This window comes from Aquirufa sp. HETE-40SA, from assembly GCF_054558635.1.
This window is the reverse complement of the sequence record NZ_JBPXKN010000001.1, coordinates 1,050,532-1,065,377: the sequence shown is the minus strand read 5'-3', so window position 1 is coordinate 1,065,377 and position 14,846 is coordinate 1,050,532. Positions and strand designations below refer to the sequence as shown.

Genomic DNA, 14,846 nt, shown 5'->3' with positions numbered 1-14,846 from the left:
AATTACATGTAGGACGCGCTTTCAATGACTTGCGTTTTCCCGTTTTTAGTAATGGTGTAATTAAATCCTTTTTGGATGGCGTATGCGCCATATTCTCCTTTTTTATTGAGGGCCAAATACCCGATTTGGAATTCCTTGTATTTATAGCGTTTAACGATGCGCATCACGGCTTCTTCACAGGCTTTTTGAGGGGACATGCCCTGTCTCATTAATTCGACAATTAAGAAAGAGCCCAAGGTCTTCATCACGAATTCCCCTAATCCTGTTGCACAAGCTCCACCTACCTCATCATCACAAAAAACGGCTCCACCAATAATAGGGGAGTCGCCTACACGACCATGCATTTTGAAAGCCAAGCCACTCGTGGTGCAAGCACCGGCGATTTCGCCCGCTTTTCCAATGCCTAATAAACCAATGGTATCGTGTCTTTCAATATTAATAACAGGCTCGTATTTGGATTCTTTCTTCCACTCTTCCCAGGCTTTTTTTGAGGTCTCCGTTAATAGATTCTCCACTTTAAATCCTTGGTCTTTAGCGAATTTTAAAGCGCCTGCGCCAGATAGCATCACATGTGGTGTTTTCTCCATCACGGCTCTCGCGACTGAAATGGGGTGCATGATGCCCTCAAGAAAGGTAACTGATCCGGCATTGCCTAAATGGTCCATGATGCAGGCATCTAAGGTAACATGGCCATCGCGGTCTGGATAACCTCCATAACCCACTGAAGTGTCGTTTGGATCTGCCTCAGGAATGCGTGCACCGGCTTCGACGCCATCGAGCGCTTTGCCTGTTTCCATCAATTTATTCCAACCTGCGATGGTCGCTTTTTCGTTTTTCCAAGTGGCAATAATCAGTGGCTCAGTAGTTTTTGCCTGGGCAGTGGCTCCTAAGCTAGCGCCTAAAAGGGTGGAGGTTTGAAGGAAGGTGCGTCTTTTCATATAGCTTTAAAGATAATTTATTTGGGCTTAATGGAACTATTTTGTAAAATTGTCTTTCTAAAATAGAAAAAAATCTTCGCATATTTCATTAATCTCCCTCTATTTCATCAATGAAAATTATTAAATCTGCTTTTCCCTTGGTAATCGCCCTGTTTTTAACCTATGCGATGAATCAAAGCTGGGGAACTATTCCTCCTATCGGTAAAATATTTAGTCCTTTCCATGGCTTTTGGATGAACGCCGAAAGTCCAGAATCAGGGGAGCCTACAGAAGAGACCTTGCAAATTGATGGCCTACATCAACCCGTTCAAGTCGTGTATGACGAAATGGGGGTGCCACACGTTTTTGCACAGGATGATCATGACCTTTATTTGGCACAAGGTTATTTGACGGCCAAAGACCGTTTATGGCAAATGGAGTTCCAAACACATTTCGCTGGAGGTCGCATTTCCGAGATCGTCGGTGAAAAAGGAATGGCATCTGATCAATTCCAACGCAGAATGGGTTCCGTTTATGGTGCGGAAAAATCCTTCGAAGGAATGAAACAAGATCCTGCTGCAAAAATGGCGCTAGAAGCCTATTCAGCTGGGGTAAATGCCTACATCGGATCTTTGTCAGAACGTCAGTTACCTTTAGAATACAAACTATTAAACTACCGTCCAGAACCTTGGACGCCTATCAAGAGCGCCTTGTTCTTGAAGAATATGTCCTTCGTATTAGCTTCAGGAACGGACGATTTGAAGATGACAAACATCTTGCGCAAATATGGCCGCGAGGTAGCAGAAGACTTATTTCCAAACTATCCTTTCCAAGAAAGCCCCATCATTCCGGTAGGCTCTCCTGTTGATTTCAAACCTGTGCCTATTCCAGCTGCACCGGCTAACTTTACAGGTTTAGGCAGCTCGATGACTACCCCAGAAAAAGATCCGAATATCGGTTCAAATAACTGGGCGGTTTCCGGAAACAAAACGGTTTCGGGTTTACCTATTTTAGCGAATGACCCGCACTTGACCTTGTCATTGCCTTCGATTTGGTACCAAATGCAATTAGTCGCTCCAGGCGTAAATGTGTATGGTTCGACCATGCCAGGAACGCCTAACGTCATCATTGGATTCAATAAAAATGTGGCTTGGGGTGTAACGAACGTGGGTTCTGACGTTTTGGACTGGTACCAAGTGAAATTCAAAGACGCCTCGAAACAGGAATATTGGCACGATGGCAAATGGAAGAAAACGACCATGCGCATCGAAACCTTTAAGATCAAAGGCAAGAAAGATATGGTCGATACCATCTTCTTCACACACCACGGTCCGGTAGTCTATTTATCACACGAAAAACCATTCCGTTCAAATATTCCGGTAGGCCACGCTTTGCGTTGGATCGCACACGAGAAGTCACAAGAATTAACGACTTTCTACCAGCTTAACCGCGCGAAAAATTACGAGGACTACAAAAAGGCCTTGACATTCTACTCAGCGCCAGCTCAAAACTTCGTTTTTGCTAGTAATGAAGGCGATATCGCTTTATGGGTGAATGGTAAGTTTCCATTGAAATCGAAATTGCAAGGAAAGTATTTATTAGACGGGACTAACGCGGCGGCTGATTGGCAAGGATTTATCCCGCAGGCCCATAATCCGCATGTGAAGAATCCGGAACGTGGATTCGTGAGTTCAGCGAATCAATTCTCAACGGACCCCTCTTATCCGTATTATTTAGGTTGGCAATATGCGCCGTCTGAGCGTGGTCGTCGCATCAATGAGCGTCTGGCGGTGATGGAAAAAATCACGATGGATTCCTTACGAGGTCTCCAAAACGACAACTTCAACATCCGTGCCCGCGAATTACTGCCTCTGCTTTTCGCTCAAGTGAAATCACCTACTGCGGTTCAATCGAAAGCATTAGCTGCCTTGAAATCTTGGAATCTAGTGAATAGCCCTGAGTCCGTGGGAGCCACTATTTTTGAAAACTGGGTAATGACTTTGCAGAACTGCCTTTGGGATGATGAATTCTCAACGGATGAAAAGGCTCCTATGAGTCGTCCATCCATGGATCGCACCATTCAATTGATTAAATCGGAACCTGCAGCCCGCTGGTGGGATGATACGAAGACGCCGGCTAAGGAGTCGATGTCTGATATCGTTATGAAGTCATTGCAAGTGAATGTGGATACCTTGGTGAAACAACACGGTCCGCAGGGTCCTGAGTGGGCATGGTACAAACACAAGCAAACCGGAGTTCGTCACTTGATCCCTGGAATGGATGCCTTATCTCGCCTAAATATCCCGATTGGTGGGGGAGGAACCATTGTCAATGCAACTACAACGAAGACGGGGCCTTCATGGCGTCTAGTGGTGGAACTTTCGAAAGAGGGCAAGCCAAAAGCATATGGCGTTTATCCGGGAGGTCAGTCGGGTAATCCGGGTAGTAGTCATTACGATGATTTAATTGATACCTGGGCCAAAGGAGAGCTAAAACCACTCTTGTACCTAGAATCACCGGATCAAAAATCGAATCGTTTACGTAAGAAAATCACTTTATCGAAATAAGCTATGAGCAAATTAATCTATAGTATCATTTTAATCGTTATAGGCGCTTTGGTGGGTATTTACCTTCCTTGGTATGCCATGGGTGTGGCTTTTGGGCTAGTGGCCTTTGTATTGAATATGCCGTTAAAGTCGAGTTTTTTGACCGGATTTGTCGCCGGCTTTTTACTTTGGGTGATATCGGCGTTTTTGCTTGATATGCAGCATCCAAGTACCTTGCCCGGCCGAATGGCTCAGGTTTTCCCTTTGAAAGGAAATGTATTTGCTTTATTTATGCTCACTGGTGTACTGGGGGGCTTGTTTAGTGGTATTTGGACTTGGGCCGGAGCCAGATTAAGACAGAATAAATAATTTTTTAGGACAAACGATACAGACCTTGTATATTTGCCGACAATCCAATTTATAAAAATAATACACGTGAAAAATTTACCTTACGCTTGGTTGGGCGTTTTAACCATCGCAATTGCTTTCTTATTTTATCAAAATTCAAACTCTGCATCTACAGGATTAGGGGCTTCGGCTGCTGATGGTAGACGTATCGTATTTGTAAACTCTGATTCGTTGTTGACGAATTATCAATTTTACAAAGACGCTCAAAAAGAGTTTGAGAACAAAGGATACCGTTTGCAAGTTGATTTAGGCCAAAAAGAGCAAGCTCTTCAAGGTGAACTGCAAGCTATTCAACAACGCGCATCTGCTATGACTCAAGCTGAATTACAAGCAGCGGATATGACATTGAAAAAGAAAGGTGCTGAATTGCAACAATATTCTCAACAAAAGCAGGCTGAGTTAGGTCAAGAGCAAGCAAAGAAAAACGAAGAGTTGTATAACAACATTCGTGATTATATCACTAAAACAAACAAGACTAATAAATATGAGTTCGTTTTAGGTTACTCTAAAGTAGGTGGCGGAATTTTATTTGCTGATCCTTCTGTAGATGTGACTACCAAAATCATCGATGGCTTGAACAAAGAGTACGCCGCAACGAAAGGCGACAAAAAAGAAGATAAATAGTAGCTTTTAGCTACATTTGGCCACGCAGCGTTTCGCTGTGTGGCTTTTTTTTATTCCAATGGCAAAAGAGAAAATCCAAAAGACTGTTGAAATCAAGAACCGTAGGGCATCCTTTGAATATGCATTCATCGATACCTTCACGGCTGGCTTGGTTTTAATGGGTACGGAAATCAAATCCATTCGCCAAGGGAAGGCTAATTTAACGGACGCCTATTGCGTATTCTTTCAAGACGAACTATTCGTTCGCAATATGCACATCTCGGCCTACGACGAAGGAACTCATTATAACCATGAGCCACTGCGCGACCGTAAATTATTATTATCCAAACGCGAGCTAGGTAAATTACAGAAGGAGTTAAAGAACGTAGGTTTGACGATTATTCCTACCCGTCTTTTTATTTCTGACAAAGGCTATGCGAAATTAAATATCGCCCTTTCTAAAGGGAAGAAGACTTTCGATAAACGAGATGATATTAAGGAGAAAGATGTGAAGCGCGATATGGATCGCTCCTTGTCTTAATTAGGCCTTATTCCTGATTTTCTTAACGATCGTTACTGCTGCCATAATCACGATGGCGAAGATCACAAATCCACCCAAACCATACATCCAGTCTAGGGTATTTTTAGCCACCACTAAGAAAACAACCGCGACTAATAGAATCGTCGCAATTTCATTATACAGTCTCAATTGGGTTCCCGACAGCACAAAATTTCCCTGTCTGAATTGAAGAATTAAATACCGGCAAACAAAATGGTAAACCGTAATGGCTACCACGAATCCTAATTTCAAATGCAACCAGCCTTGAGATCCAAAGCTACTCATCCAGGCCACATAAATCAAGGATAAACCCGTGATCCAGGTCAATAACATCGCCGGAATCATAATCGCATTTAATAGGATCTTTTCCATCTTCTCGAATTGCTTCGTTAGAATACCTTTTTCTGGTTCATCCTTCTCTTGTGCCTCAGCGTGGTAGACTAACAATCGGGGAAGGTAGAATAAGCCAGCAAACCAGCTAACAACGAATATGATATGGATGGATTTTAAGACCGTGTAGCTCATATTAGGCTTGGTAACGCTTGAACAAACTATTGACTTTCATCTGGATCACCCCAAAAATCGCTTCTTTAAAGATATTGGCAGACATCTTACTCGTTCCTTTGGTCCGATCCGTAAAGATGATAGGTACTTCTACGAGTTTGAAGCCATATTTCCAGGTAGTGAATTTCATCTCCACTTGAAAGGCATAACCGATGAATTTGATTTGGTCCAAAGGTAAGGTGGCTAAGGTATTTCTGCGGTAGCAAACGAATCCTGCCGTAGCATCTTGTACTTTCATTCCAGTTATGAAACGAACATAAAAGCCAGCGAAATAGGACATCAATACACGACTCATGGGCCAATTGACCACATTTACACCTTTGATATAGCGAGATCCGATAGACATGTCTCCGTTTCCTGCTTCTTCTTCCGGCAAGTTTTCCTCTTTTAACTCTGCGGGTGTCGCGCAGGCTTTGAACAGGTGAATTAAATCATCCGGGTTATGAGAGAAGTCCGCATCCATCTCAAAGATGAAGTCATAGCCTTTAGATAGGGCGATTTTAAAGCCCTCGATATAGGCGGTGCCTAAGCCTAATTTACCTTTTCGCTCTAGTAGGTGAATGCGTCCTTGATTTGCTATTTGAAGGCGTTTTACTTCCTGCGCTGTTCCGTCAGGAGAACCATCATCCACGATTAAGACATCAAAAACAGGATCTAAGCTCAAGACCTTCAAAAGGATAGCTTCGATGTTTTCAATCTCGTTGTAGGTGGGGATAATGACTATCCGTTTGTTCATTTAGCTATTGTTAGGATGGCGAAAGCAGTCGATCGTGTGATCGTTCACTAATCCAGCCGCCTGCATCAACGCATAACAAATGGTAGGGCCGACAAATCGGAATCCATTCTTCTTAAGAGATTTGCTCAAAAGGACAGAAATTTCTGTGCTAGCGGGTAATTCTCCGTGATGGGCAAAGTGGTTTAGGATAGGCGTATGGCCCACAAACTCCCAAATATATTGGTTAAAGCTACCAAATTTTTCCTGAATTTTAATAAAAGCCTGCGCATTCGTTCGAACGGCGCTGATTTTTAGGCGGTTTCTAATGATTAGCTCGTTTTGCATTTGTGCTTCGAGTTCTTCATTCGACCAGGTTGCAAGGGAGTGGTAGTCGAATTGCGCGAAGGCTTCTCTGAAGGCTTCGCGTCGCTTCAAAATGGTGATCCACGAGAGGCCAGCTTGAAAGCCTTCAAGGATGAGGAGCTCAAAAAGCGCGTCATCGCGGTGTTCCGGATTACCCCATTCTAGGTCGTGGTAGGTTTGGTATAATTCGTCTGAACCACACCAGCGGCAGCGTATTTTTGTGTCCATAATTCGGGTTTCTTTTTACAAAATAGGAGAATATATTTCGAATCTTTGGCCCAACAAATTGATAAAATAGAAATTGAACTAACTTTGTAGTAGCGAAAGGTTCTGCGCCGCTTCGAACGGCGTTGATTAATAGGGAATTTGGTGTAAATCCGAAACTGTCCCCGCAACTGTAAATTTTCAAAAAGCTTTTCAATCTAGGGTCACTGGCGTCGCTGGGAAGGCCGAAAAGCAAGGGAAATGAGTCAGGAGACCTGCCTTTTACTATTCTTGACCTTGTTTTACGGAGGATGATCCGAGGTCGAGCGTTCGATTACCTTTTTATTTCACAGGCCTGAAAGGGCAAAAAAACATGTTAAACGTAGTATTAGTTGCGGTAAGCTGCTTTGCGGCAGTGAGCAGTGGACAGTGGACAGTGGACAGTGGACTGTCGTCCTTGGACAGTGGACAGTCGTCCTTAGTCCGTAGTCCGGAGGGAATGAGTCCGGAGGGTTCATCCACCATTTACCATTCACTATTTAGCAGTGGACAGTGGACAGTGGGCAGTGGGCAGGGAAAAATCTCCTCTCTACAATCTACCATCTCTACTCTATACTCTCCTCTCTCTACTCTAAAAAGAGATTCCACGCTCGCGGACGTCACTATCTCCGCGCCCAAGTACCCAGAAAAACTGGCTCGCTCGGGGAAAGTGGTTTCGGTCATTTCGGCCGAAATGATCCAGGCCAATCAGGGGAAAAGTCTAGGTGAATTACTCCAGCAAAGTGTAGGTGTCGCAGTAGTAGGCGCGCGCAGCGCGCCGGGGACGAATCAGGAGATTTATGTGAGGGGTGCGAATACAGGTCATGTGCTCTTATTAATGGATGGTTTTCCTTTGAATGATCCGTCGCATATTTCATCGGTGATGGATTGGAACTTGATTTCTTTGGCAAACATCGAACGCATTGAAATCCTTAAAGGAGGCCAATCTACGCTGTATGGTTCTGATGCGATGGCTGCGGTCATCAATTTAGTGACGAAGAAAAACGCAAAAGGAATAAATGTCGTACTTCAAGGTGGTGGATTAGGGACACATCAAGAACAAATTTCTTGGTCGACAACACTGGGAAAAAACCAGATCCAATTACAGGCCCAAAATTATGCGACAGATGGTTTTTCTTCGGCTAAAATCGCCCAGGGAAAAGCGGAAGACGATGGATTTAAGCAGCAAAGTTGGGGATTGAAATGGGGTCGTGATATGGGTAAATTTGGCAATTTAGATTTCTCTCATGCGTCACAACTGTATCGTGGGAATTTAGATAATGGTCCCTTTGTCGATGACCGAGATTATACATCGGAGGCCGTAAGTCATTCGTTCAGAGCGCAATACCAGGTAAATAAATTCACAGTTCGTGCCTTTCAAGACCTGATTCACCGGGAGTTTCGCAACGATTCAACCGACGTAGCCGCGAATGCTTATTCTAAATTTAGTCTTTCGAGTTATGCAGGTTTAAATCAAGGATTGGAAGCTTTTTTGAAGATTCCAGTAAAAGAAAATGCCACTTTATTAGTAGGTTCTGAATATAGACGCCAAAAAACGGAACAAAGCGATTTTTCGATAAGCGACTATGGCCCTTATGCGTCGCCTGATTTAACGGAGAAGCAAAAGACCCAGCAGATTATGGGAACATACGCTACTTTTCAGCAGAGCTGGGGTAAATTCGGTTACGAGGTGGGGGCGCGATGGAATGCGCAGTCATCTTTTGGAAACTATTTTACCTATAATCTGAATCCGTATTGGGCTATTTCACAGACAGCGAAATTCTTTGGCAATTATTATACCAGTTTCAAAACGCCTTCAATCTATCAATTAGCCTCTCCCTATGGTAATCTAGATTTGCAACCTGAGCAGGGAAAAACGATCGAATTTGGGGTTGAAAAGAAGTTGAAAGCGTGGAAGATTCGCGCCGTAGCCTTTGAAAATCAAGTCAATCAGGGTATTGTTTTTCAGTCGATGGATGTGGAACCTTATGGTAAATACCAAAATGTGTCTCAGCAGAAAACGCAAGGAATTGAGTTTGAAATCGGGTTTCAATCTGCAAAATTCCAAGCGGATTTCAACTATACCTATTTGAAGGGAGAGATGATCGATCGCGATTCCACCTATTCTTCTTTGATTCGCCGCCCTTCGAACGCTTGGAATCTAAACATGCAAGCAAAGATTTCGAAGAAATGGTCTGCAGGATTAACGAATCAATTTGTAGGCCAAAGAACGGACTACTTCTACGACGAGTCCACCTATTCCGTTCAACCGAATCCCATGTCAGCGTATGTATGGACTGACATTTCGGTTCATTACCAAATCAATTCGAAATGGAAGGTTTCAGCTGTGTTAAAAAATGCGCTGAATCAAGAAATCATGGAGATTACGGGGTATAGTGGGCAACCGAGGAACTTACAAATTTCCCTACTGGGAAATTTGTAGAGTAGAGATTATAGAGTAGAGATTATAGAGTAGAGATAAGATTTTGAGATTTTTATCTCTACTCTATACTCTCTTATCTCTACTCTACTTTATGGCTTAAATTTCTCATACACATCCTTCCCCGACACTGGATCTTTGCCAAAAAGCTCAATATAGTTTACCGAAGTCATAAACTTTGAATCGTCTACACTGACGAATACGCGCTTTAATATTTGCATTTTTCCATTGATGGGAAACAAAGCGATGGGATTCCCAGCCGCGTCTTGCTTGACCATAAACTTGCGTTTTCTGTAGGCTAAGAAATGACCTTCGTAGGAATTAGGTGCTCCAGAGACAGCTGTGGTATATAATCCGTAGGCTAATGTGCGCTGAATAGTGGTTAGTTCCTCTTTTTGGCCTCTCTCCCCAAAACGATACCAATACGTATGCACCGGATCTTTTGCATTCAACTTTCCTGCCAATAGGTTCGCATCATAGACCACCACATTTGCATTTGTACTTCGTTGAATGAAGAACAATCGATTAGGAGAATCCGGAGGAACGGGGAAGCGGTCACCGCCTAGGCCATAAAAAGTGATGAAAAGAAGGAGGGACGCTAATTTCATTTGGGGATAATTTGAAACGCAAATAACGAAAAAAATCGCAATCTGTTTTGGGTTAAAGACGCTATAATGCATCAAATACTTTGATTTTCTAAAATTATGCGTATCTTTGTGGAGAATTTAAGGAAAAGAAGAGGGGTTTTGATCCCTCTTTTTGTTTTCATACCCTAAAGGAAGATGGATTTAACGAGTAAACTGAAAGATTGGACACTGGATTACATCGGCGAAGGCCCCTTGTTATTAGTGGATTTTTCGGTGTCTCAAGGGACGAAAAGAACTTTAATAACCATTTTAGTTGATACCATTGAAGGGGTGACAATCGATCAATGCGCTTTAATGAGCCGTAAATTAGCTCATTTCATTGAAGAGGGCGTGCTGATCGAAGAAGCCTATAATTTAGAAGTGTCTTCGCCGGGTTTGGACTTTCCATTAAGCCAAGGCTGGCAATTTCAGAAGAACATAGGCCGCAAGGTGAAGGTTTGGATGAAAAATAAAGAGGCAGAAAATGTAGAAGGGACGTTGGTTTCTAATACAGACGAAGCGGTGGAAATCTTAACAGAGAAGACCGTCAAGCATAGAAAAATCGTTGCGAAAGAGGCCACTTGGTTTCCGTTAGCAGAGGTAGATAAAATAAAAGTACAAGTGTCATTTCAATAAACAAAGAAGAGATAGCAATGAACAGTGTTGAATTAATTTCGTCATTTTCAGACTTTGCTCGGGAGAAAAACATTGACAAACCGACGATGATCGCGGTTTTGGAAGAGGTTTTTCGTACGATGATTCGCAAGAAATTCGGGGCAGACGAAAATTTTAATGTCATTATCAATGCCGAAAGCGGCGACTTAGAGATGTGGCGTAGCCGCGAGATCGTAGACGATAACTCAGAAGATATCTGGGATTTTGACAAAATACCTTTGAGCGAAGCGAAGTTAATCGAGCCCGATTTCGAAATCGGTGAAGAGGTAGCTGAGCTAGTGAAATTAGAGGATTTCGGTCGTCGTGTTGTTCAAACCGCTCGTCAAACATTGATCCAAAAGATCAAGGATATTGAAAAAGAAGGTTTGTACGAAAAATACAAAGACTTAGTAGGTGAATTAGTGACTTCAGAGGTATACCAAATCTTAGGTCGCGAATTAATCTTATTAGATAGCGAAGACAATGAATTAGTGTTGCCTAAGACGGAAATGATTTCTAAAGATCGTTTCAAGAAAGGGGAGACTATTAAGGCCATCATTCACAAAGTGGAAATGGCAAATGGTACACCACGTATCATTTTATCTCGTGTTTCTCCGGTATTCTTAGAGCGTTTATTCGAACAAGAAATTCCTGAGATCTACGATGGTACGATTACCATTCGTAAGATTGTTCGTGAACCAGGTGAGCGTGCGAAAGTGGCGGTAGAGTCATTTGATGACCGCATCGATCCAGTAGGAGCTTGCGTAGGAATGAAAGGTTCTCGTATTCACGGTATCGTTCGTGAATTACAAAACGAAAATATTGACGTGATTAACTTCACTGATAATTTAGAATTATTAGTGGCGCGTACGTTAAGCCCAGCGAAATTAAACTCAATGGCGATTGACAAAGAGCGTCGTCGTATTTCGGTTTATTTAAATTCAGATCAGGTTTCTATGGCGATTGGTCGTGGAGGTCAAAACATCAAATTAGCCGGTAAATTAGTAGGTTACGAAATCGATGTGTTCCGTGATGTACCTAAGGATGAGCTAGATGATGAGGATGTGGAATTGACAGAATTCTCTAACGAAATTGAGGCTTGGATTTTAGAGGAGCTTCACAAAATAGGTTTAGATACAGCGAAACAAGTTTTGGCCTTATCTAAAGAAGAGTTAGAGCGTAGAACGGAATTAGAAGAAGGTACGATCGATGAGATCCTAGCGGTATTGCGTTCTGAGTTTGAGTAGTTTATTAAAATAAAAAGAATTTAGTTTTTTGTAATTTTTATGGCAGAAGAAAAAACAATGCGGTTGAGCCTTGTAGCAAAGCAAATAAACGTGGGAACGTCTACGATCCTACAGTTTCTCTCTGCGAAAGGTCACAAAATTGACAATAACCCCAACGCCAAACTGAACTTTGAGCAGTTGACTTTGTTAGCGAAGGAATATGGTGCGAACCATATTTTGGAATCCTCTGTAGAGGCTCCTAAGCCAGCTCCAGCGCCAGAACCGGTAGCTGTTGCACCTACACCAGCGCCAGCTCCAGAGCCAGTGGTGGAGAAGCCAGCTCCAGTTGTGGAGGCTCCTAAAGCGTCAGAAGCACCAGCTCCAGTAGTCGAGGCTCCAGCTGAGGAAAAGCAAGTGGGATTGAAGATTTTGGGAAAAATCGAATTGGATAAAAAGGGTAATCCTGTTGCCCCTAAATCAGAAAAAGCGCCTGAACCTGTTCCAGCACCGGCTCCTAAGCCTGAGCCAGTAGCTGAAAAGCCTGCATCTGCGCCTAAACCAGTTGAACCAGCTCCAGTAGTGGAAGAGGTGGTGGAAGATATCGAGTTAATCGAAGCACGTGGAGAAACCCTGAAAGGATTAACCGTTCTAGGTAAAATAGAATTGCCTGCGGCAGGTGATCGCGGAAATAATGCGAAACACAAGCGCAAGCGTATCATCAAAGAGGAGAAAAAACCAGCCCCATCTGTTCCTGGAACAGGAGGCAAACCTGGAGATAAGAAAGATTTCAATAAGAAACCAGCTCCGGGTGCTAAACCAGCACCGAAAGGAGAATTGTCTGATAAAGACATCCAAGAGCAAATCAAAGCCACCATGGCTCGCTTGCAAGGTGCGACTAATAAGCAAAGTTTCGGAGCTGATAAGCGTCGGGAGAAGCGTAAAGGTCGTGCAGAAGCAGAAGAGGCTCGTATGATGGCAGAAGATGAGGAGGCAAAAGTATTGAAGGTGACGGAATTTATTTCGGCATCGGATTTGGCTTCCTTAATGGATGTATCCGTGAACGAGGTAATCTCGGCTTGTATGAGCTTGGGGATGTTCGTTTCGATTAACCAACGTTTGGACGCGGAAGCCATTACAGTGATCGCCGATGAGTTTGGTTTCGAAGTAAGCTTCGTTTCTGCCGAAGAGGAAATCGATGTTGCTGAAGTAGAAGTAGAGGATTCTCCAGAAGATTTATTGCCTCGTGCGCCTATCGTTACCATTATGGGTCACGTCGATCACGGTAAAACTTCCTTACTAGATTATATTCGTCGTGCCAAAGTAGCGGCAGGTGAAGCGGGTGGTATTACCCAGCACATCGGTGCCTACTCTGTAGAGACTAAATCTGGCAAGAAAGTTACTTTCCTAGATACACCAGGTCACGAAGCCTTTACTGCCATGCGTGCTCGTGGTGCAAAAGTAACCGATATCGTTATTATCGTTATTGCTGCGGATGACTCTGTCATGCCTCAGACGAAGGAAGCCATCAATCACTCAATGGTCGCTGGTGTGCCAATCGTATTCGCGTTCTCTAAAGTCGATAAAGACGGTGCCAATGCGGACAAAGTACGTGAGGAATTAGCTACCATGAATATGTTAGTAGAGGATTGGGGTGGTAAATACCAATGTCAAGAAATCTCTTCTAAGTCTGGTCTAGGTATCGATGACTTGTTAGAAAAAGTATTATTAGAAGCTGAGATGCTTGAATTAACGGCTAATCCGAACAAGAAAGCCGTAGGTTCAGTAATCGAGGCTGAATTAGATAAAGGACGTGGTTATGTAACTACCTTGTTAGTTCAGGCGGGTACATTAAACGTAGGAGACATGATGTTAGCAGGTGATAATTACGGTCGTGTAAAAGCGATGTTTGACCACCATGGTAACAAAATCAAAAAAGCAGGTCCATCTACTCCAGTTCAAGTGTTAGGTCTGAATGGTGCACCGCAAGCGGGTGATAAATTACTTTGCCTAGAGAATGAGCGTGAAGCGCGTGAAATCGCTAACAAGCGCGAGCAGATTCTTCGTGAACAAACCTTGCGTACACGTAAGCACATTACCTTGGAGGAAATTGGTCGTCGTAAGGCTATCGGAACTTTCCGTGAATTGAACGTGATTGTGAAAGGTGACGTGGATGGTTCAGTAGAGGCCCTTTCGGATTCCTTAATGAAGTTATCAACGGAAGAAGTACAGGTTCGTATTATTCACAAAGGGGTAGGGCAGGTTTCCGAATCCGATGTGGCTCTAGCGTCTACTTCAGATGCCGTTATCATCGCTTTCCAAGTTCGCCCTTCTCAAAACGCTCGCCGTTTAGCAGAAACAGAACAGATCGAAATCCGTAACTATTCGATCATCTACCAAGCGATTGACGAAATTAAGGCAGCGATGGAAGGTCTATTAGCTCCTTCATTTGAAGAAGTAATCACATCGAACATCGAAATCCGTGACGTGTTTAAGATTACCAAAATCGGTACCGTCGCTGGTTGCTACGTATTAGATGGTACGGTTAAACGTGCGAACAAGATTCGTGTCATTCGTGATTTCGTCGTGGTACACGATGGAGAAATCTCAGCTTTGAAACGTTTTAAAGATGATGTTGCGGAGGTCAAATTCGGTTACGAGTGCGGTCTATCTGTCAAAAACTTCAACGATTTAGAAGTAGGAGATATGTTAGAGTGTTATGAAATGAAGGAAGTGAAGAGAACATTAAAATAACAAAAGCCCCGGAAGGGGCTTTGTTTTTTTAATAGAGTAGAGATAAGAGAGTATAGAGTAAAGATTAAAGCACAGAGAATAATTTAGTTATCCCTTTGGGATAAATTTTTCAGGTGCTTGCTTACCATTTTCTACGATTTTAAATCGCATTTCAGTGTCTAGCTGAAAAATAACTTAAAAAGGGGAGCATTTGCTCCCCTTTTTTAATGTCCTATAAGTAAAAAACATTTC

Annotated in this window: 13 protein-coding genes and 1 riboswitch; of the genes, 8 read left to right on the top strand and 5 right to left on the bottom strand. The window is 43.1% G+C overall.

From position 1 onward, the window contains the following. Positions 1-2: 2 nt before the first annotated feature. Positions 3-938, bottom strand: coding sequence for a N(4)-(beta-N-acetylglucosaminyl)-L-asparaginase (locus tag ACRZ9O_RS04715; RefSeq protein ID WP_459456847.1), 936 nt, complete (start codon positions 936-938; stop codon positions 3-5). A gap of 110 nt (positions 939-1,048) precedes the next feature. On the opposite strand from ACRZ9O_RS04715, the gene ACRZ9O_RS04710 reads away from it, so the two are divergent. From ACRZ9O_RS04710 to smpB, 4 genes are all read left to right on the top strand, one after another. Further along, a complete protein-coding gene (locus ACRZ9O_RS04710) occupies positions 1,049-3,484 on the top strand; it encodes a penicillin acylase family protein (protein WP_459456845.1) in 2,436 nt (811 codons plus the stop codon). Between the two features lie 3 nt (positions 3,485-3,487). Next, entirely contained in the window at positions 3,488-3,832 is a 345-nt protein-coding gene (locus tag ACRZ9O_RS04705; protein WP_459456843.1) for a hypothetical protein, read from the top strand. Positions 3,833-3,898: 66 nt separating this feature from the next. Next, positions 3,899-4,495 (top strand): OmpH/Skp family outer membrane protein, encoded by a 597-nt coding sequence (locus ACRZ9O_RS04700; RefSeq protein ID WP_459456841.1) that lies wholly within the window; start codon positions 3,899-3,901, stop codon positions 4,493-4,495. A gap of 58 nt (positions 4,496-4,553) precedes the next feature. Beyond that, on the top strand, positions 4,554-5,015 hold the full coding sequence (smpB, locus tag ACRZ9O_RS04695; RefSeq protein WP_395616945.1) for an SsrA-binding protein SmpB: 462 nt from the start codon (positions 4,554-4,556) through the stop codon (positions 5,013-5,015). Here smpB and ACRZ9O_RS04690 read toward each other — a convergent pair whose 3' ends face one another. Genes ACRZ9O_RS04690 through ACRZ9O_RS04680 form a run of 3 tightly spaced genes read right to left on the bottom strand, consistent with a single transcriptional unit; the run spans position 5,016 to position 6,903 of the window. Next, entirely contained in the window at positions 5,016-5,558 is a 543-nt protein-coding gene (locus ACRZ9O_RS04690; protein WP_459456839.1) for a CopD family protein, read from the bottom strand. A gap of 1 nt (position 5,559) precedes the next feature. Next, the gene (locus ACRZ9O_RS04685; protein WP_459456837.1) at positions 5,560-6,333 is read right to left on the bottom strand and encodes a polyprenol monophosphomannose synthase; all 774 of its coding nucleotides are present in this window, start codon (positions 6,331-6,333) and stop codon (positions 5,560-5,562) included. Next, complete coding sequence (locus ACRZ9O_RS04680; protein ID WP_459456835.1) at positions 6,334-6,903, bottom strand: DNA-3-methyladenine glycosylase I; 570 nt, start codon at positions 6,901-6,903, stop codon at positions 6,334-6,336. It abuts the gene before it with no gap. Positions 6,904-6,983: 80 nt separating this feature from the next. Then, positions 6,984-7,176: riboswitch (cobalamin riboswitch) on the top strand. A gap of 76 nt (positions 7,177-7,252) precedes the next feature. Between ACRZ9O_RS04680 and ACRZ9O_RS04675 the strand changes: the two genes are divergently transcribed. After that, a complete protein-coding gene (locus ACRZ9O_RS04675) occupies positions 7,253-9,361 on the top strand; it encodes a TonB-dependent receptor plug domain-containing protein (RefSeq protein ID WP_459456833.1) in 2,109 nt (702 codons plus the stop codon). Between the two features lie 89 nt (positions 9,362-9,450). Here ACRZ9O_RS04675 and ACRZ9O_RS04670 read toward each other — a convergent pair whose 3' ends face one another. Then, positions 9,451-9,966, bottom strand: a complete 516-nt coding sequence (locus ACRZ9O_RS04670) for a DUF4833 domain-containing protein (RefSeq protein WP_459456831.1) — start codon at positions 9,964-9,966, stop codon at positions 9,451-9,453. Positions 9,967-10,140: 174 nt separating this feature from the next. Here ACRZ9O_RS04670 and ACRZ9O_RS04665 point away from each other — a divergent pair, with 174 nt between their 5' ends. Genes ACRZ9O_RS04665 through infB form a run of 3 tightly spaced genes read left to right on the top strand, consistent with a single transcriptional unit; the run spans position 10,141 to position 14,615 of the window. Further along, entirely contained in the window at positions 10,141-10,620 is a 480-nt protein-coding gene (locus ACRZ9O_RS04665; protein ID WP_459456829.1) for a ribosome maturation factor RimP, read from the top strand. Between the two features lie 17 nt (positions 10,621-10,637). Next, positions 10,638-11,885, top strand: coding sequence for a transcription termination factor NusA (nusA, locus tag ACRZ9O_RS04660; protein ID WP_459456827.1), 1,248 nt, complete (start codon positions 10,638-10,640; stop codon positions 11,883-11,885). Positions 11,886-11,924: 39 nt separating this feature from the next. Further along, positions 11,925-14,615 (top strand): translation initiation factor IF-2, encoded by a 2,691-nt coding sequence (gene infB / locus ACRZ9O_RS04655; protein ID WP_459456825.1) that lies wholly within the window; start codon positions 11,925-11,927, stop codon positions 14,613-14,615. Positions 14,616-14,846: the final 231 nt, after the last annotated feature.